The sequence below is a fragment of the Leisingera aquaemixtae genome (assembly GCF_001458395.1).
Taxonomy (GTDB): domain Bacteria; phylum Pseudomonadota; class Alphaproteobacteria; order Rhodobacterales; family Rhodobacteraceae; genus Leisingera; species Leisingera aquaemixtae.
Window position 1 is genome coordinate 198,172 of record NZ_CYSR01000022.1, and the last position, 18,199, is coordinate 216,370.

An 18,199-nucleotide genomic window follows, 5' to 3' on the forward strand; every position below is an offset into this window, starting at 1 on the left:
TTTTAAACCGCGGCAGGGGGGCTGTCGGTGACAGTGTCACCAAAGCTCAGGTTTCATCCTGAGCCACCCGCTCCAGCCCGGCGCGGTCCAGGATCCGAAGGTGCCCGCGCTGTGTTTCCACCAGGCCAAGGCGGGCGAATTCGCGCAGGCGGCGGGTGACGAAAGCGCGGCCTGAGGCGGTTTCGGCAGCCAGCGCGTCATGGGTGATGGCGAGATCGCCGCTGTCCTGTGCCAGCCGCAGAAGCACGCGGGCAAGGCGGGCGTCAAAGCCGGTGAGGGCAACATCCTCGACCAGCTGCTCGTAATCGGCGAAACGGCGGGCGACGGCGGTCAGGACTTCGCTGCGGAAGTCCCCGTCCTGCGACATCGCCTCGCGGAAGGCGGCGTGCGGGATGATTTCGCCTTCCAGCGCGGTTTCCGCGACGCCCTCCGCCGCGTAGGGGCGGCCGTCGGTGAGGCAGGCAAAGGTCTGCAGGCAGACATCGCCCGGTCCGACGCGGTACAGCACGACCTCACGGCCGTTGGCGGCGGTCAGGGTGACCTTGATGCGGCCGGCAGTGAGGCGGACAAAGCCGGGGCAGTCCTGCCCCGGGCGGAACAGCACGGTGCCAGCGGCGCAGGACAGGCGGCTCATGCCTGTCTCCGGCGGCTGAGGGCGCTGCGGAACTCCGAAAGCCGGAAGGCGCCGAGGATCTGGCCCGCAGCGAAGTAGACCGCGCCGCCCAGCACCACCAGCCCCAGCAGGGACAGGTAGCGCCAGTAGTCCAGCTTGAACAGCCAGCCCGCGGTCTGCGCCACCGTGAACAGCACCGCGCCCATCACGGCAGAGGCCGCCAGGATGCGCCAGGCGCGGCGGCGGAAGCGGGCATCGAACCGGGCTTCCTCCCCCATGCTGCGGGCGCCGAGCGCCAAGAGCACCACCATGGCCCAGCCTGCGGCAGAGGCGGCAATGGCGGGGGCGATCCAGCCCAGCACCGGCTTGAGGCCAAAGGCGAGCGCGGCGTTCACCGCCATCGCCACCATCGCATAGTGGAACGGGGTCCGGGTGTCCTCACGCGCGAAGTAAAGCGGCTGCAGCACCTTTTGCAGCATGAAGGCGGGCAGGCCCGCGCCGTAGATGGCAACGGCGATGGCAATGGCGGCGACATCTTCGGGGCCGGTGGCGCCGCGTTCATACAGGACCGAGACCAGCGGCAGCGGCACCGTGATGAAGGCAACGGCGGAGGGCACCGCCAGCAGCAGCGAGAACTCCCCGGCGCGCGACAGGGCGTCCTGCGAGCCTGCACCGTCGCCGGCCCGCAGGCGGCGCGACAGGGCGGGCAGCAGCACGATGCCGACGGCAATGCCCACCACCCCCAGCGGCAGCTGATACAGGCGGTCGGCGATGAACAGCCAGCTGGCGGCCTTTTCGATGTCGGAGGCTACATACTGCCCGACCACAAGGTTGATCTGGGTGACGCCCATCGCGAGCGCGGCAGGCACGGCAACCCGGACCAGATTGCGCATTTCGCTGTTCCAGCGGGGCAGGCCGGGGCGCAGGCGGATGCCGGCCCTGTCAGCGGCGGCCCAGACCAGCGCCAGCTGGGCGACGCCGGCCGCCGGTATGGTCCAGACCAGCCAGGTGACCACCTCGCCGCCCAGCAGTGCGCCTGCGGTCATGGCCGCGCAGGTGAAGATGTTGAGCAGAACCGGCGCGGCGGCGGCTGCGGCAAAGCGCCCGGTGGCGTTCAGCACCCCGGAAAACAGCGCCGCCAGCGACATGAACAGGATGTAGGGAAAGACGATATGGCCGAAGCCCACCGCCATGTCGAACCGCGCATCGCCGACAAAACCCCCGGCCGTCAGCCAGACCAGCCCCGGCATGAACACCATGCCCAGGCCCACCAGCGCCAGCACCGCGGCAGCCAGCAGGTTGAAGGCCTGCTGCGCATAGGCGGTGGCGTCCTCGCCGGCCTCGTAGCGTTTGGAGAATGCCGGGACAAAGGCCGCGTTAAAGGCGCCCTCGGCAAAAAACCGGCGGAACATGTTGGGCAGGCGGAAGGCCACGATAAAGGCGTCCAGCACCGGCCCCGGCCCGATGAAGGCGGCGATCAGGATCTCGCGCGCAAAGCCGAGCACGCGGCTGGCCAGCGTCCAGAACCCGACGGTCAGGAACCCCGAAAGCAATCTGATTGGCTTCATATATCCGCCCGCTTTGCGCCCTCGGCAATCGCCTCGCGCAGCTTCTTGTCCAGCGTCCGCTGCTTGGACGCCGAATAGTATTTCAAGCCGAACATGTCTTTGACATAGAAGGCATCCACCACCTGCTCGCCATAGGTCGCAATCACCGCATTGGCAATATAGACATTGGCGGCGGCAAGGGTGCGCGCCAGGTCATAGAGCAGGCCCGGGCGGTCGCGGGTGTCGACTTCGATGATGGTGTAGATCTCCGAGCCTTCGTTGTCGAAGGTGATATGGGTCGGCACCTTGAAGGCGCGCTCGCGCTTCTTGATCTTGTCGCGGGATTTCAGCGCATCGCGGGCGATCACCTCGCCCTTGAGCGTCTTCTCGATCATCTGCTTGAGCCGGTGCAGCCGCATCGGGTCGAAGGGATGGCCCTCGCTGTCCTGGATCCAGAAGGCGTCCGTCACATAGCCGTCCTTGGTGGTGTAGGAGCGCGCGTCCACCACATTCGCCCCGACCAGCGCCAGCGCGCCGACGATGCGGGCAAAGATGCCGGGGTGATCCTCCATCACGAAACAGGCGCGGGTGGCGTCGCGGTCGACGTCAGGATAGAGCCGGATCATTACCTCGCCCGGGTCGCCCTTGGCAGTGAACTCGCGCAGCATCTCGGCAAAATCCACGTGTGCGGTGACATGCAGCCCGTGCCAGTAGGGCGGGTAGTGGCGGGCAGTTTCGGTCTTGAGGTCGGCCTTGGACCAGTCCGGCAGCGCCTGGCGCAGGGCTTTTTTGGCCGACGCGCCGCGGTGCTCGCGGTTGAGCGCTTCCATGCCGCCCTCAAGCGCGGCGCGGGTCTGGCCGTAAAGCGCGCGCAAAAGCGCGGCTTTCCAGTTGTTCCAGGTGTCCGGGCCAACGCCGCGGATGTCGCAGACGGTCAGCAGCAAGAGCAGGTCCAGCCGTTTGACAGTCTGCACCGCCTTGGCGAAATCGCGCACCGTGCGCGGGTCGGCGATGTCGCGTTTCTGGGCCATGTCCGACATCAGCAGGTGATAGCGGACCAGCCATTCCACGGTCTCGCATTCCGACGGCTTCAGCCCCAGCCGGGGCGCCACCTTGCGGGCGATCTGGGCGCCCAGGATCGAATGGTCCTGCGCACGTCCCTTGCCGATGTCATGCAGCAGCATCGCCACCATCAGCACCTTGCGGTTCAGCCCCTTGCGCAGCACCTCCGAGGACAGCGGCAGCTCATCCTCCAGCTCGCCGCGCTCGATGGCGGCGAAATTGGCGATCACCTGGATGGTGTGCTCGTCCACCGTGTAGGAGTGGTACATGTTGAACTGCATCATCGCGACGATCGGCTCAAACTCCGGCAGGAAGGCAGACAGCACGCCCAGCTCGTTCATCCGCCGCAGGGCGCGCTCCGGGTTGCCGTGCTTCAAGAGCAGATCAAGGAAGAGCCGCTGCGCCTCCTTGTTGTTGCGCATATTCTCGTCGATCAGGTTCAGGTTGGCGGTCACCAGCCGCATCGCGTCCGGGTGGATCAGCATGCCGGTGCGCAGCGCCTCCTCGAACAGCCGCAGCAGGTTCAGCTTGTCCTGCAAAAACGCCTGCGGGTCAGTCACGTCCAGCCTGTTATGCACCACCCGGTAGCCGGCCTTGGTCCGCGGGCGGCGGCGGAAGATCCGCTCCAGGAGCGGCGCGCCTTTCTGGTGGGTGGCTTCCAGCTTGGTCAGGAAAATCCGGGTCAGGTCGCCGACGCGGGTGGCGTGGCGGAAGTAATCCTGCATGAACAGCTCGACACCGCGGCGGCCGGCCTTGTCTTCATAGCCCATGCGCGCGGCGACATCGACCTGCATGTCAAAGGTCAGCTGTTCAGTGGCGCGGCCGGTGGCCAGATGCAGATGCGAGCGCACCGCCCACAGGAAGGCCGCCGCATTGGCAAACAGCTCCATCTCCTCGGCGCGGAACAGGCCCAGCGGCACCAGGTCTTCGGCATCCTTGACCTGGTAAAGGTACTTGGCGATCCAGAACAGCGACTGAAGGTCGCGCAAGCCGCCCTTGCCCTCTTTCACGTTGGGTTCAACCACATAGCGCTGGCCCTGTTTCAGGTGGCGCGCGTCGCGCTCGGCCAGCTTTGCCTCGATGAACTGTTCGGCATCCTTGGAGAACAGCTCTGCCCGCAGCCGTTTGTCCAGCTCCTTGGCCAGCGGCGCGTGCCCGGCCAGGAACCGGTGCTCCAGCATCGCGGTGCGGATGGTGTAGTCTTCGGCGCCCAGCCGGATGCAATCCTTGATGGTGCGGCTGGCGTGGCCGACCTTCAGCCGCAGGTCCCACAGGATATAGAGCATGGATTCGATCACGCTCTCGGCCCAGGCGGTGATCTTGTAGGGGGTCAGAAACAGCAGATCGACGTCCGAGGCCGGCGCCATCTCGCCCCGCCCGTAGCCGCCGACCGCCATCACCGCGATGCGCTCGCCCCGGGTCGGGTTGGCCAGCGGGTGCAGCAGGCCGCTGGCGACATGCAGCGCGGTGGTGACCAGACCGTCGGTCAGGAAGGTGTAGGAACGGGTCAGCTCGCGCGCCGCGAAAGGTTTGGCAGCAAAGGCTTCGGCGATGACCGCGCGCCCGGCCTTGTTGGCCGCGCGCAGGATTTTCACCGTCTCGCCGCGCAGCTCCGCCGGGGTGCAACCCGCCGCCGATGCGTCAATCTGCGCCCGGACGGCGGCGGCATCGAAGATGTCCGCAGGGCCGCAGATCAGCGGCCCCAGCGGTTCGGGAAACCCGTTGGCAGCGCGCCGCGGGGGCCGGGCAGAGGCCTCAGAAGCCTGCGCCGGCGAAGCTTCTTGGGGCTGGGTCAATGATCACGACCTTCTGTTCTTGGATGGTGGCAACCGCCAGGCCGCGCTCATTGGTGCCGTCGGGCCGCAGGCGGAAGATGCCGCCCGCCCCCTGGAAGCCTGCCCCCTGGGTCAGCGCGCCGCCGGTCAGGGCGTCGGATTTGCCCGCTGCAACCAGCGCGCCGATGGCGGCGATGCCGTCATAGGCGAGGCTGCCGATCGGATGCGGTGCTGCGCCGTAGCTGGCCTGGTAGCGGGCGCTGAACTGCTGCACCTTGCCCTGGTCCGGCAGGGCGAACCAGCCGCCCTGCACGCCGGGCAGGGTCAGGGTTTGCGGCGGGATGTCCCAGCGGGTCAGGCCGATGTACTGCGTCACTGCCGGATCGACGCCGGCTTCGGGCATCAGCTGCGCCAGCAGCGGCAGCGCGCCTGCGGTGGTCGAGGTCAGGAACACCGCATCCGCGCCGGCCGCTTCGCTGCGGATGGCGGGGATGGCATTGATCACGCCCTGCTGCGACAGGTCGTAGCCGACGCTGCCCTTGATGCTGACGCCGGTCTCGCTGGCGGCGCGCTGGATGGCAGCGCGGCCTGCGGCGCCGGCCGCGTCATTGCCGCCGACAATCAGGATGTTGCGCTTGCCGTTGCGGGCCGCAAGGCTGGTCAGCCTGCGGGCGGTGTTGTCGAAGGTCGGCCCCAGAATGAACACGTTGCCGCCGGCAATCGCCGGGTTGTTGGAGAACGCCAGCACGTTCACGCCGCGCTGGCGGGCGGCGATGCCGGCCGCGTTGGCAGCCTCGGCATAGACCGGGCCCAGGATCACCCGGGCGCCGTCGTCCAGCGCCTGCTGCGCCGCGGTGGAGGCGGTTGCCGGGTTGCCCGCGGTGTCATAGACGCGCAGGTCGATCTGCGCCCCCTGCAGGTCGCCGATGGCCAGGCGGGCGGCGTTTTCCAGGCTCTGGGCCAGCACCCGGTCGCCCTGCTGGGCGGAGCCGCGCGGCACCAGCAGCGCCACCGGCACCGGTTTGGAGGTGTTGATCGTCGGGCCGGTGCTGATGGCAACCGGATCACAGGCAGACAGGGCAATGGCAGAAAGTGCCGCGGCAGCTGTCAGTGCCGCCTTGCGGGCCCGTTTGAAAACAGCAAACATAATGGCTTGAAACTCCGTTCTCCCGGCGCGGTTGCGCGGTGTGGGTTTAAGGACGGATCATAAACGACCAAAAAGGCGGGTCCAGCGTTGAATCACCAGAATGTCATTTTGTCCCCCGGGCTGTACTTTGTCGCCACGCCGATCGGCACGGCCCGCGACATTACCTTGCGGGCGCTGGATGTGCTGGCCTCGGCCGATGTGCTTGCGGCTGAGGATACACGCTCGCTGCGCAAGCTGATGGAGATTCACGGGGTGCCGCTGGGCGGGCGGCGGATCATCGCCTACCACGATCACAGCGGCAGCGGCGCGCGCGCCAAGCTGCTGGAGGCGCTGGCGGAGGGGAAATCGGTCGCCTATGCCTCCGAGGCCGGGATGCCGCTGATTGCCGATCCGGGCTTCGGCCTCAGCCGGGCCGCGGCGGAGGCGGGCCACATGGTGACCTGCGCCCCCGGCGCCTCGGCGGCGGCCACGGCGCTGACACTGGCGGGGCTGCCCCCCCACGCCTTCTTCTTTTCCGGCTTCCTGCCCAACGCCGCCGGCGCCCGCCGCAAGCGGCTGGAGGAACTGCGGGAAATCCCCGGCACGCTGATCTTCTATGAATCGCCCAAGCGGGTTGCCGCCTCGGTCGCGGATATGGCCGCGGTTCTGGGCAACCGCCCGGCGGCGCTGTGCCGCGAGCTGACCAAGAAGTTCGAGGAAGTGCGCCGCGCGCCGCTGGCGGAGCTGGCCGCGGGGCTGGAAGACAGGCCGGTCAAGGGCGAGATCGTGCTGCTGGTCGACCGCGCGCAGGAATCGGAGGTGAGCGAGGGCGATCTGGAAAGCGATCTGCAGGCCGCGTTGCAGGGCAACTCGGTCAAGGATGCCGCCGGGATTGTCGCCGAAATGCACGGGCTGCCGCGGCGTAAGGTCTATCAGCTGGCGCTGCATCTGGCGAAGGACAGCTGAGCCTTGGCCCGCGCCCGCCAGCACCGCGGTGCCCGCGCCCATCTGGCGGGCGAGGCGGCGGAGGAGATCGTTGCCCGCCATTATGAAAACCGCGGCTACACCGTGGCGGAGCGCCGCTGGCGCGGGGCGGGCGGCGAGATCGACCTGATCCTGCGCGCCCCGGACGGGCTGGTGTTCGTGGAGGTGAAGCACAGCGCCACCAGCGCCGGTGCGGCGCAGCGGATCACCCCGCGGCAGGCGGAACGCATCTATGCCAGCGCCGGGCAGTACCTGGAGAGCACGCCGCAGGGCCAGCTCACACCAGTGCGGTTTGACGCGGCGCTGGTCAACGCAACCGGCGCCGTGGAAATTATCGAAAACGCTTTCGGCATGGATTGAACCGCGCCTGACCCATTGAACCCCAGGGCAGGGTGGGCCATGTATTTGGCCAGTTTACAAGGGATACTGCCATGAAAATCGCCTTCCAGATGGACCCGGTCATGGGCGTGGACATCAACGCGGACAGCAGCTTCCGCCTGGCCGAGGAGGCGCAGGCGCGCGGTCATGAGCTGTTCTTCTACGGCCCCGACCATCTGGCCTATCAGGAGGGCCGCATCACCGCCCGCGGCCATGACATGACCGTGCAGCGGGTGGCGGATGCGCCGGCTGTTCTGGGCCCGGAACGCGAGGTGGATCTGGCGGAGTTCGACGTGGTCTGGCTGCGCCAGGACCCGCCGTTTGACATGCACTACATCACCTCGACCCATCTTCTGGATATGCTGAAGGGGCAGGCGCTGGTGGTGAACGACCCGTTCTGGGTGCGCAACTACCCGGAAAAGCTGCTGGTTCTGAAATTCCCGGATCTGACGCCGCCGACCACCATCGCCCGCGACCTGCAGACCATCAGGGCGTTCAAGGAGGTCCATGGCGATGTGATCCTGAAGCCGCTGTACGGCAATGGCGGGGCCGGCGTGTTCCGTCTGGACGCAAACGACCGCAACCTGACCTCGCTGCATGAGCTGTTCACCGGCTTCAGCCGCGAGCCGCTGATCGTGCAGAAATTCCTGCCCGACGTCAGCAACGGCGACAAGCGCGTGATCCTGGTCGACGGCGAGGCGGTGGGCGCCATCAACCGGGTGCCCGCAGCGGGCGAGACCCGGTCCAACATGCATGTGGGCGGACGCCCCGAAAAGACCGGACTGAGCGAACGCGATCTGGAAATCTGCGCCGCCATCGGGCCCCTCTTGCGCGAAAAGGGCCAGGTCTTTGTCGGCATCGACGTGATCGGCGACTACCTGACAGAGATCAACGTGACCTCGCCCACCGGCATTCAGGAACTGGAGCGGTTTGACGGGGTGAACATCGCCGAAAAGGTCTGGCAGGCGATCGAAGCCAAGATCCGCTGATGAGCTGGCAGCGCCGGGCCATAAATGCCTGGATGCGTTATGGCCTGAAGCCGGCGCTGCGGTTGACCGGCAGCCCGGAGTTTGTGCGCAAGGTCTTTGACCTGACCGCACCGCTGTTCTGCCCGGCGCTGCCCTATACCCGGGTGCTGCGGCGGCCCGCGCCGCTGCCGCTGTATCTGGTCTCTGCCGGGCAGACCCGCAGCAGGCGGATCATCCTGTTCCTGCACGGCGGCGCCTATCTGGCCGGCAGCGCCCGTGCCTATCAGGGGATGCTGTCCCGCCTGTCCTATGCCTCAGGCACCGAGATCGCCGTCCCCGATTACCGGCTGCTGCAGGATGCGCCGTTTCCGGCCGCCTATGACGATGCCATGACGGCTTGGCAGTCGCTGCGCCGGATGGGCTACGGGCCGGGGGACATCCTGCTGGCGGGCGACAGCGCAGGCGGCGGGCTGGCGCTGGCGCTGCTGGGCGGGCTTCTGGCCAGGGGCGAGCGCCCGGCGGGCGTGATTGCCTTTTCCCCCTGGTGCGATCTGACGCTGAGCGGGGCCAGCATCCAGGCCAACCGGGACAAGGATGTGATCATCCCCGCTGGGCGGATGAAAGAGGTTATCGAGCAGTATCTGGCGGGCGCGGACCCCGCTGATCCCCGCGCCTCCCCCCTGTTTGCGGAGTTTCCCGGCCCGCCGCCGGTGCTGATCCAGGCAGGCGACGTCGAAGTGCTGCTGTCGGATGCCGAGCGGATGGCAGAGCGGCTGCAGGCCGCGGGCGGCAGCGTGCGCCTGACCCTGTGGCGCGATGTGCCGCATGTCTGGCAGTTCATGGCCGGGCACCTGCCGGAAGGGCAGGCGGCGCTGGAAGAGGCGGCCGCCTTTGCGGTCGCGGCGCTGGACGGCGGCTCAGCGGGTTGAGGGCAGCCGGAAGCTCAGCGCCTCGGCAAAGTGCTGGCGCTGCACCCGCTCTTCACAGGCCAGGTCGGCAATGGTGCGGGCAACCCGCAGCACCCGGTGATAGCCGCGCGCGCTGAGGCCGAAGCGTTCGGCGGCGCGGACCAGCAGGCTGCGGCTTTCGGCGTCGGGCGCGGCGATCTCCTCCAGCAGGCTGCCCTCGGCATCGGCGTTCTGGCGCAGGCCGGGATGGTCACGGAACCGGGCGGTCTGCATCTCCCGTGCGATAGCCACCCGCTTGGCAACGCCGGCAGAGCCCTCGGCGCCGGGCGGCAGTTCCAGGTCGGCGACAGCCACCGGCGGCACGTCCAGGTGCAGGTCAAAGCGGTCCAGCAGCGGGCCCGAGATCCGGCCCAGGTAGTCGGCGCTGCAGAGGGGCGCGCGGGAACAGGCGCGGTTGGCATCGGCCAGGTAACCGCATTTGCAGGGGTTGGCGGCGGCCACCAGCATGAACCGGCTGGGGTATTTCACATGGGCATTGGCGCGCGCCACCATCACCTCGCCGGTTTCCAGCGGCTGGCGCAGGGTTTCCAGCACCGGGCGCCCGAATTCCGGCAGCTCATCCAGAAACAAAACGCCATTGTGGGCCAGGCTGATCTCGCCGGGCTGGGCGCGCCGCCCGCCGCCCGCAATCGCCGCCATCGAGGCGGTGTGATGCGGTTCGCGGAACGGGCGGGCGCGGCTGATGCCGCCGTCGTCGATCAGCCCGCACAGGGAATGGATCATCGAGGTTTCCAGCGCCTCCGCGGGCGACAGCGGCGGCAGGATCGAGGGCAGCCGTGCTGCCAGCATGGATTTGCCGGAGCCGGGCGGGCCGATCATCAGCATGTGATGGCGCCCGGCGGCCGCGATTTCCAGCGCGCGCTTGGCGGTCTCCTGGCCCTTCACATCGCGCAGGTCCTTGCCGCCCAGGCCGCTGACCGCCTCGCCGGGGGCGGCGGGTTCAATGCGCCGCTGGCCGGTGAAATGCTGCACCACCTCCGTCAGCGTGGCGGCGCCGATCACCTGCGCCGCATCGACCCAGGCCGCCTCCGGCCCCGAAGGTTTCGGGCAGAGCAGCAGCCGGTCTTCCTCCGCCGCGGTGACGGCGGCGGGCAGGGCGCCGGTCACCGGCATCAGCTGGCCGTCCAGCGACAGCTCTCCCAGGGCGATGGTCTCCTCGGCTTTTTCCGCCGGGATGATGCCGATGGCGGCCAGCAGGGCGAGCGCAATCGGCAGGTCGAAATGGCTGCCCTCCTTGGGCAGGTCCGCGGGCGACAGGTTCACCGTGATCCGGCGCGAGGGCAGGGCGATGGACATCGCCGCAAAAGCCGCGCGCACACGTTCGCGGGCTTCCTGGACCGCCTTGTCCGGCAAACCGACGACAGAGAAGGCAGGCAAGCCCGGGGCGACGGCGCATTGCACCTCGACCAGCCGGGCCTCAACCCCTTGAAAGGCAACTGTGTAGGACCGTGCAGTCATTTCTCCCAACCCTCCTTGTGCAGGGAGAAATGCTTGGCAATCGTGGTTTCCGAGTCGTTAACGCCAAGGGCGGCGGGCAGCGAATTCACGCAGAATTCGCGCTCGCGGCAGGCTCAGTCCAGCGTCCAGGGCCGCCGCAGCAGATCCGTCGCGTAGGGTTCCGGGTCATAGCTGACCTCATGCGCCTGCCTCTGCCATTGCAGGAAGGCCGGGTCGGACAGCAGCAGCTTGCAATAAGCGCGGGTTTCAGCGGACACCGGCAGGCCGTAGCCCGCGATCCGCGCGGCCACCGGGGTGTAGAACACATCCGCCAGCGAATACGCCCCGAACAAATAGCCGCTGCTGTGGCCCGAGACCTTGCGGGCATGGGCGAACAGGGTTTCGATCCGCTCCAGGTCCGCCTGCACCGCGGGCGGCACCTCGAACCCCTCGTAGACATGCGCCAGCTGCATCGGGCAGCCGCCGCGCAGCGCGCCAAAGCCTGCGGCCATCTCCGCCGCCAGCCAGCGCGCCGTGGCCCGCTGCGCCGGATCCGACGGCCAAAGGCCGGCCTCCGGGTGCCGTTCCGCCAACGTCTCGGCAATGGCAAGGCTTTCGCCGATCACCGTGCCCTCGGGCGTGCGCAGGGCAGGCACCAGCCGGGCCGGGGCCAGATGCGCCATGTCATCCGCCATGGTGCCGGAATACAGCCCCACCATATGCACCGTATGGGGCAGGGAGAATTTTTCGAGCATGAGCCAGCCGCGCAAGGACCAGCTGGAGAACATGCGGTCGCCGATATAAAGTTCATAAGTCATGCCAGCAGGCTAGCGCCGGGCGTAACATGTTGAAATGGAATGTTTGTGATGGCACCCGTCACGGGAGGTGATTGATCACACCCGTCCGCCAGCCGTCCGGTCTATGGGAGATTTCGCTGACCGACAAGTTGTCGATGCGGTGGGCAAAGGCCTCTTCCGCGGTCAGCAGCTCCGCCCGCTGGATCTGGGTCAGGATCTGGCCGAAGTGGCCGACAACAATCAGGTCGCGGCCCCGGTGCGCGCCGATCAGTCCGTCAACAGCCGCATTCACCCGGTTGCAGACTTGGTGCCAGCTCTCGCCGCCGGGCGGTGTCACATCGCCGGGGGTCTCCCAATAGGCGCGGATGCGCTCCGGGTCCTCGGCGTCGACCTCGGCCCAGGTCCGCAGCTCCCAGGCGCCAAAGTGGATCTCGCGCAGCGCCCGCACATGCGGCAGGCGCTGGCGCTGCCCCTGGATGGCGGTGGCGGTCTCTGCCGCGCGGGACAGGTCCGAGGACACCACAAGCGCGTCTGCAGGCAGATAGTCCGACAGACGCGCCAGCGCCGCCGAATCGGACAGATCGGCGGGCAGATCCGACCAGCCGACCATGGATTTGGCATGAGTCGGGCCATGCCGGATCAGGAACAGCCGGGTGATCATAACGCCCCTTTCAGCACCAGCGGCAGCCCCGCGGTCACTTGCACCACGGTGTCCGCCCGCGCCGCCAGCGCGATGTTGAGCCGCCCCTGCGCCTCGCGGAACCGGCGGGCCAGCGCATTCTCGGGCACGATGCCAAGGCCGGTTTCATTGGACACGATCACCAGGTCCGCCCGGCACTGGTCCACCGCCGCCAGCAGACCGTCCTGGGCGGCTTGCAGGTCGTGATCTGCCAGCAAATGATTGGTCAGCCACATGGTGGCGCAATCCATCAGGCAGATCTGGCCCGGCTCCAGAACGCCCAGAACCCTGGCCGCTGTTTCCGGTTCTTCAACAGTGGACCAGCCTGACCCCCTTTGTTCGAGGTGGCGGGACACTTTAGCGCGCATCTCACTGTCGAAAATTTGCGCAGTCGCCCAGTAAACCCTGCTTTTCCCGGAGTTTAAGCACAGCTGCTCGGCATAGGCCGATTTCCCTGAGGCGGCCCCCCCAAGAATAAAAGTTACATTTGCAGGCATTTCTTGCTAACCTGTAAGTCCGAAGCCGTTCCTGTGGGTATCCGCAGGGCCCGGTGAACACAAGAGACCGCAGCATCCCGGGGTTCCACTTATTAAGGCCGGGTAAGCCTGCGCAGGGGCCAAAATAAAATTTAACGTTCCCATTTTGGCCTTTGGATGAGCCGCGAGTCGCATCCGCTGTGCTGTTGCTGCCGGTCTATAGAAACCGGGCCCCCATTGTTCCGTGCGCGTCCTCAAGACGGCAGTTTGTTAATTAGTTTCCGGGGGGAAATCACATGGCACTTGATCAAACACTCGAAAACCCATTGCCGAGGCAGGCAATGAAGGCAGAGCTTTTGGATGCCGAAACCGAGCGCCGGCTGGCCTATGCCTGGCGCGATAACCGCGATGTTGCATCGCTGCACCGGCTCATCAACGCCTATATGCGCCTGGCCATTTCCATGGCCGCCAAGTTCAAGCGCTACGGGGCGCCGATGAACGACCTGATCCAGGAGGCAGGCCTGGGCCTGATGAAAGCGGCAGACAAGTTCGATCCGGACCGCGGCGTGCGGTTCTCCACCTATGCGGTGTGGTGGATCAAGGCGTCGATCCAGGATTACGTGATGCGCAACTGGTCGATGGTGCGCACCGGCTCGACCTCGTCGCAGAAGTCGCTGTTTTTCAACATGCGCCGGGTGCAGGCGCAGCTGGAGCGTGAGGCGCGGTCTTCGGGCGTGCCGCTGGATCAGCACCAGCTGCATCAGAAGATCGCCACAGAAATCGGTGTGCCGCTGCGCGATGTGGAGATGATGGAGGGGCGCCTGTCCGGGGCCGACTTCTCGCTCAACGCGGTGCAGTCCACCGACGAGGAGGGCCGCGAGTGGATCGACGCGCTGGAGGATGACACCTCGCAAGCCGAAGAACTGGTGCAGGAGCGGCACGACCGCCGTCAGCTGCGCAAATGGCTGGTGACGGCGCTGCAGGCGCTGAATGACCGGGAGCGCTTTATCATCACGGAACGCAAGCTGCGCGACCGTCCGCGCACGCTGGAAAGCCTCGGCACGGAGCTGGGCCTCTCCAAAGAGCGGGTGCGGCAGCTGGAGGCCGGTGCGTTCCAGAAGATGCGCAAGAGCCTTGAAAGCCAATCGCGGGAGGTGCAGAAACTGCTTTCATGAGAAAGCGGCTGACTGTCCTGAAAACTTTGGCAAGCGCCGCCGTTCTGGCGGCGTTTGGCCTGTCTGGCGCCCGCGCCGGCGATCTGGCGGCGGCGGCCGGACTGCTGCGCGGCGCAGATGTGGCGATCCTCGGTGAGGTGCATGACAACGCGGCGCATCACCAGCGGCAGGCCGCGCTGCTGGCGGAGTTGCAGCCCAAGGCCGTGGTCTGGGAGATGATCACGGCGGAGCAGGCAGAGCGCCTCGATGCGGCAACGCTTTCGGACGCGGAGCAGGTTGCGCAAGCCTTGGACTGGGCGCAGTCCGGCTGGCCGGAGTTTTCCCTTTATGCGCCGGTCTTTGCGGCTGCCCGGGGCGCCCGCCAGTACGGCGCGCTGGTGCCGCGGGCAGAGGCCGCCCGGGCGCTGGAGGAAGGTGCCGCCGCCTATTTCGGTGCAGAGGCCGCCGCGCGCTTTGGCTTGGATCAGCCGCTGCCCGCTGCCGAACAGGCGGCGCGCGAGGGGGATCAACTGGCCAGTCACTGCAACGCCATGCCGGCGGAGATGCTGCCGGTTCTGGTGGATATCCAGCGCCTGCGCGACGCCAGCCTGGCCGCTGCCGCGGACCGGGCGCTGGCAGAGACCGGCGGCCCGGTGGCGGTGATCACCGGCAATGGCCACGCCCGCGCGGACCGCGGGCTGGCGGTGTACCTTGCCAAGGCCCGCCCCGAGGCCCGGATCCGCAGCCTGGGCCAGTCGGAGGATGGGCAGATCAGCGGCACTTTCGATCTGGTACTGGATGCGCCTGCGGCAGAGCGTCCCGATCCCTGTCTGGCGTTTCAGAAAAGCGGCTGAGGGAGGCTGCGCAAGCAGCTGACGCTGCATTTGCTCCGGACCGCGCCGTGCGCAGCGCGGCGCCCGGCCCAACGCCGCCAGCGGCAGGGGCCGCAGGCCTGTGCCGCGCGGGGACGGGAGCCTTTGCCTCTGCCCTTGGGATGGCGCGCCGGGCCGGGAAAACCGTTTCACACTTCCCTTTCGGCGCAGTACAGTCGCGGCAAACCGGGCGAGGACGCGCAAATGCTGGCTGGCAAACATATTCTTCTGATCATCGGCGGCGGCATCGCGGCCTATAAATCGCTGGAACTGATCCGCCGCCTGCAGGATCAGGGCGCCCGGGTGACGCCGGTGCTGACCAAATCCGGTGCCGAATTCGTGACGCCCCTGTCGGTGTCGGCCCTGGCCGGAACGCCTGTGCATCAGGAGCTGTTCGACCTGACGGCAGAGGCCGAGATGGGCCATATCCAGCTGTCGCGCAGCGCCGATCTGCTGGTGGTGGCGCCGGCCACCGCGGATCTAATGGCCAAGATGGCGCAAGGCCATGCAAACGACCTTGCCTCGACGCTGCTGCTGGCCACCGACACGCCGGTGCTGCTGGCGCCCGCGATGAACGTGCGGATGTGGGAGCACCCGGCCACCCGGCGCAATCTTGAGATCCTGAAAGGCGACGGTGTGTCCCTTGTGGGCCCCAACGAGGGCAGCATGGCCTGCGGCGAATTCGGCCTCGGGCGGATGGCGGAACCGGAGGAGATCCTGACCGCCATCGCGGCCAAGCTCTCGGATGGGCCGTTGACGGGCAAGCGCATCCTGGTGACCTCCGGCCCCACGCATGAGCCGATCGACCCGGTGCGCTACATCGCCAACCGCTCCTCCGGGGCGCAGGGGGCGGCGGTGGCCCGTGCTCTGCGCGATCTGGGCGCGGAGGTGGTGTTCATCACCGGCCCGGCAGCGGTCCGGCCCCCTGAGGGGGTGCAGGTGGTGCCGGTGGAAAGCGCCCGCGAGATGGCAGCCGCGGTGCAGGCGGCGCTGCCCGCAGACGCCGGGGTCTTTGCCGCTGCGGTGGCGGACTGGCGGGTGGCCAGCGCCTCGGACCGCAAGCTCAAGAAATCCAAGGACGGGCTGCCGGTTCTGGAGTTCGCGGAAAACCCCGACATCCTGAAAACCGTCTCGCAGATGAGCGAAGGCCGGCCCGGACTGGTGGTCGGCTTTGCCGCGGAAACCAACGATGTGGTCGAAAACGCCACCGCCAAGCGCAAGCGCAAGGGCTGCGACTGGATCGTCGCCAATGACGTCTCGCCCGCGACCGGCATCATGGGCGGCAGCGAAAACGCGGTGATCCTGATCTCTGACGGCGGCGCCGAGGAATGGCCGCGCATGGCCAAGGATGAGGTCGCCCGCAAACTGGCAGAGCGGATTGCCGCGGCGCTGGCCGGGTGATTTTGAGTATTTTTGGAAAGATGAAGGGGGAGCGGGGATGGTCACGATCCGTGTGATCCATGAGGAAGCTGCGGACCGGGATGTGCCGCTGCCTTCCTATGAGACTGCCGGTGCGGCGGGGGCTGATGTGCGGGCCAACCTGCCGGACCGCGGTTTTCTGGTGCTGCAGCCGGGGGAGCGCACGCTGGTGCCCACCGGGCTGCGCGTGGAGATTCCGGCTGGCTATGAGGTGCAGATCCGGCCGCGCTCCGGGCTGGCGCTGAAACACGGGATCACGCTGCCCAACACGCCGGGCACCATCGACAGCGACTACCGCGGGCCCTTGGGGGTTATCTTGCTGAACGCGGGGCAGGAGCCGTTTCAGATCGCGCATGGCGACCGCATTGCGCAAATGGTGGTGGCGCCGGTCCTGCAGGCGCGGTTTGAACGGGCGGATGAGCTGTCCGCAACGGCCCGCGGGGCGGGCGGCTTTGGCTCGACCGGGCAGGCCTGATGCTGCGGATCCTGATCCTGGCGGCGCTGATCTGGTGGGGCGGGCGGTTCCTAGGCCTGCCGCGCAACCTGCGCCTTGGGCTGCTGGCGGTGCTGTTCACCGCCGTGCTGGCAGTGCAGCTGACCCTGCCGGACGGGCATCCCTTGCGCGAAGGCACCGGCGGTTCAGCCGCGCCCTGGCTTATGCTCGGCGGCTTTGCCCTTGTGGCCGGTTTCTATGCGCGTATCGTGGCGGCTTTAAGAAACCGCGCCCAGCCCCAGGACACGCAGATGAGCCAGCCCGCAGGCACCTTCACCGAAAGCGAGCTTGACCGCTATGCCCGCCATATCGTCCTGCGCGAGCTGGGCGGGCCGGGGCAGAAACGGCTGAAACAGGCCAAGGTGCTGGTGATCGGCGCAGGCGGTCTGGGCGCGCCTGCGCTGCAGTATCTGGCCGCCGCTGGTGTTGGCACCATCGGGGTGATTGATGATGACGTGGTCGACAACGCCAATTTGCAGCGCCAAGTGATCCACCGGGACAAGGACATCGGCACGCCAAAGGTGTTCTCTGCCCAGGCCGCGATGGAGGCGCAGAACCCCTATGCGGAGGTGCGCCCCTACAACCGCCGCCTGGGCGATGACATCGCGGCGGATCTGTTTGCCGAATATGATCTGATCCTTGACGGCACCGATAACTTCGAAACCCGTTATCTGGTCAACCGCACCGCCGTGGCGCTGGGCAAGCCGCTGATCTCCGGCGCGCTGTCGCAATGGGAGGGGCAGCTAAGCGTGTTTCACCCGGCAGAAGGCGGGCCCTGCTACCAGTGCATTTTCCCGGAGGCACCTGCGGCCGGCCTGGCGCCCAGCTGCTCCGAGGCCGGGGTGATCGGCCCGCTGCCGGGGGTTGTCGGGTCGATGATGGCGGTCGAGGCAGTCAAGCAGATCATCGGGGCAGGAGCCGTCCTGCGGGGCGAAATGCTGATCTACGACGGGCTCTATGGCGAGACCCGCAAGATCAGGTTGTCCCGACGGGACGATTGCCCGGTCTGCGGCGGCACGCAAGCAAGCTGATCCTTTCCCGTGAATGAAGCTTACTACATCGCGCTGCTGTGCGGCGCCCTGTTCGGCGGTCAGACGGAGACGGTGCATCAGTTCACCTATCCCGGCGGGGCGGCATCCATCCGGACCGATTGCGAAAACCGCAACCGCGTCATTGAATTCGGTCTCGACAAGCGCAGCAGCCTGGACAGTATTCAGCAGGCGCTGTTCGCGGCGGAAATCACCGGCAAGGAAGCGGTGGTTGCGCTGATTGATACCGACGGCACGTTGGGCCGCTTTGAGTGGCGCATCGCCCGCGCGGCCAATATCGCGGGCGTTCCGATCCGGATTATCCCGGCTGAATTGGCGCACAGCCTCGGGGCCGGCGGCTGATCCAGGCAGCCGGAACCGGATACGCCGGCCCGGCCCGCGCAACCCGCCTGAGCGTGATTG

The 18,199-nt window shown here is 67.3% G+C and carries 18 protein-coding genes; 10 read left to right on the forward strand and 8 right to left on the reverse strand.

Annotation, left to right across the window (positions count from 1 at the left end; translation table 11 throughout):
* Positions 1 to 46 precede the first annotated feature (46 nt).
* The 4 genes from PHA8399_RS11715 to PHA8399_RS11730 are packed head-to-tail and all read right to left on the reverse strand — an operon-like array spanning position 47 to position 6,144.
* Entirely contained in the window at positions 47 to 634 is a 588-nt protein-coding gene (locus PHA8399_RS11715) for a Crp/Fnr family transcriptional regulator (protein WP_058286329.1), read from the reverse strand.
* The gene (murJ, locus tag PHA8399_RS11720; RefSeq protein WP_058286330.1) at positions 631 to 2,181 is read right to left on the reverse strand and encodes a murein biosynthesis integral membrane protein MurJ; all 1,551 of its coding nucleotides are present in this window, start codon (positions 2,179 to 2,181) and stop codon (positions 631 to 633) included. The genes PHA8399_RS11715 and murJ overlap by 4 nt, the downstream gene beginning before the upstream one ends.
* Complete coding sequence (locus tag PHA8399_RS11725; RefSeq protein WP_082649531.1) at positions 2,178 to 5,018, reverse strand: [protein-PII] uridylyltransferase; 2,841 nt, start codon at positions 5,016 to 5,018, stop codon at positions 2,178 to 2,180. The genes murJ and PHA8399_RS11725 overlap by 4 nt, the downstream gene beginning before the upstream one ends.
* Entirely contained in the window at positions 4,978 to 6,144 is a 1,167-nt protein-coding gene (locus tag PHA8399_RS11730) for an ABC transporter substrate-binding protein (RefSeq protein WP_058286331.1), read from the reverse strand. Before PHA8399_RS11730 ends, PHA8399_RS11725 begins: the two co-directional genes overlap by 41 nt.
* An 87-nt stretch (positions 6,145 to 6,231) precedes the next feature.
* On the opposite strand from PHA8399_RS11730, the gene rsmI reads away from it, so the two are divergent.
* From rsmI to PHA8399_RS11750, 4 genes are all read left to right on the forward strand, one after another.
* A complete protein-coding gene (rsmI, locus tag PHA8399_RS11735) occupies positions 6,232 to 7,089 on the forward strand; it encodes a 16S rRNA (cytidine(1402)-2'-O)-methyltransferase (RefSeq protein WP_058286332.1) in 858 nt (285 codons plus the stop codon).
* Between the two features lie 3 nt (positions 7,090 to 7,092).
* Complete coding sequence (locus PHA8399_RS11740) at positions 7,093 to 7,467, forward strand: YraN family protein (protein WP_058286333.1); 375 nt, start codon at positions 7,093 to 7,095, stop codon at positions 7,465 to 7,467.
* A gap of 71 nt (positions 7,468 to 7,538) precedes the next feature.
* Positions 7,539 to 8,474, forward strand: coding sequence for a glutathione synthase (gene gshB, locus PHA8399_RS11745; RefSeq protein ID WP_058286334.1), 936 nt, complete (start codon positions 7,539 to 7,541; stop codon positions 8,472 to 8,474).
* Positions 8,474 to 9,382, forward strand: a complete 909-nt coding sequence (locus PHA8399_RS11750; RefSeq protein ID WP_058286335.1) for an alpha/beta hydrolase fold domain-containing protein — start codon at positions 8,474 to 8,476, stop codon at positions 9,380 to 9,382. The genes gshB and PHA8399_RS11750 overlap by 1 nt, the downstream gene beginning before the upstream one ends.
* Here the strand turns inward: PHA8399_RS11750 and PHA8399_RS11755 are convergent.
* The 4 genes from PHA8399_RS11755 to cobU all read right to left on the reverse strand — a co-directional run bounded on the left by PHA8399_RS11755 (position 9,371) and on the right by cobU (position 12,831).
* Positions 9,371 to 10,879: a YifB family Mg chelatase-like AAA ATPase gene (locus PHA8399_RS11755; RefSeq protein ID WP_058286336.1), complete on the reverse strand. Its 1,509-nt coding sequence runs from the start codon at positions 10,877 to 10,879 to the stop codon at positions 9,371 to 9,373. The two genes, PHA8399_RS11750 and PHA8399_RS11755, sit on opposite strands and share 12 nt — an antisense overlap.
* A gap of 113 nt (positions 10,880 to 10,992) precedes the next feature.
* Entirely contained in the window at positions 10,993 to 11,676 is a 684-nt protein-coding gene (locus PHA8399_RS11760; RefSeq protein ID WP_058286337.1) for a glutathione S-transferase, read from the reverse strand.
* A gap of 58 nt (positions 11,677 to 11,734) precedes the next feature.
* Positions 11,735 to 12,316, reverse strand: coding sequence for a histidine phosphatase family protein (locus tag PHA8399_RS11765; protein ID WP_058286338.1), 582 nt, complete (start codon positions 12,314 to 12,316; stop codon positions 11,735 to 11,737).
* Complete coding sequence (gene cobU / locus PHA8399_RS11770; RefSeq protein ID WP_058286339.1) at positions 12,313 to 12,831, reverse strand: bifunctional adenosylcobinamide kinase/adenosylcobinamide-phosphate guanylyltransferase; 519 nt, start codon at positions 12,829 to 12,831, stop codon at positions 12,313 to 12,315. Before cobU ends, PHA8399_RS11765 begins: the two co-directional genes overlap by 4 nt.
* Before the next feature lie 275 nt (positions 12,832 to 13,106).
* On the opposite strand from cobU, the gene PHA8399_RS11775 reads away from it, so the two are divergent.
* From PHA8399_RS11775 to PHA8399_RS11800, 6 genes are all read left to right on the forward strand, one after another.
* Positions 13,107 to 13,985: an RNA polymerase factor sigma-32 gene (locus tag PHA8399_RS11775; protein ID WP_058286340.1), complete on the forward strand. Its 879-nt coding sequence runs from the start codon at positions 13,107 to 13,109 to the stop codon at positions 13,983 to 13,985.
* A complete protein-coding gene (locus tag PHA8399_RS11780) occupies positions 13,982 to 14,818 on the forward strand; it encodes a ChaN family lipoprotein (protein WP_058286341.1) in 837 nt (278 codons plus the stop codon). Before PHA8399_RS11775 ends, PHA8399_RS11780 begins: the two co-directional genes overlap by 4 nt.
* A gap of 222 nt (positions 14,819 to 15,040) precedes the next feature.
* Positions 15,041 to 16,237 carry a bifunctional phosphopantothenoylcysteine decarboxylase/phosphopantothenate--cysteine ligase CoaBC gene (gene coaBC / locus PHA8399_RS11785; RefSeq protein WP_058286342.1) on the forward strand — a complete coding sequence of 399 codons (1,197 nt, stop codon included), beginning with the start codon at positions 15,041 to 15,043 and terminating at the stop codon, positions 16,235 to 16,237.
* A 37-nt stretch (positions 16,238 to 16,274) separates the two neighbouring features.
* Entirely contained in the window at positions 16,275 to 16,730 is a 456-nt protein-coding gene (gene dut / locus PHA8399_RS11790) for a dUTP diphosphatase (RefSeq protein ID WP_058286419.1), read from the forward strand.
* A complete protein-coding gene (locus PHA8399_RS11795) occupies positions 16,730 to 17,779 on the forward strand; it encodes a HesA/MoeB/ThiF family protein (RefSeq protein ID WP_058286343.1) in 1,050 nt (349 codons plus the stop codon). The genes dut and PHA8399_RS11795 overlap by 1 nt, the downstream gene beginning before the upstream one ends.
* 9 nt (positions 17,780 to 17,788) lie before the next feature.
* On the forward strand, positions 17,789 to 18,139 hold the full coding sequence (locus PHA8399_RS11800) for a hypothetical protein (RefSeq protein WP_058286344.1): 351 nt from the start codon (positions 17,789 to 17,791) through the stop codon (positions 18,137 to 18,139).
* Positions 18,140 to 18,199: the final 60 nt, after the last annotated feature.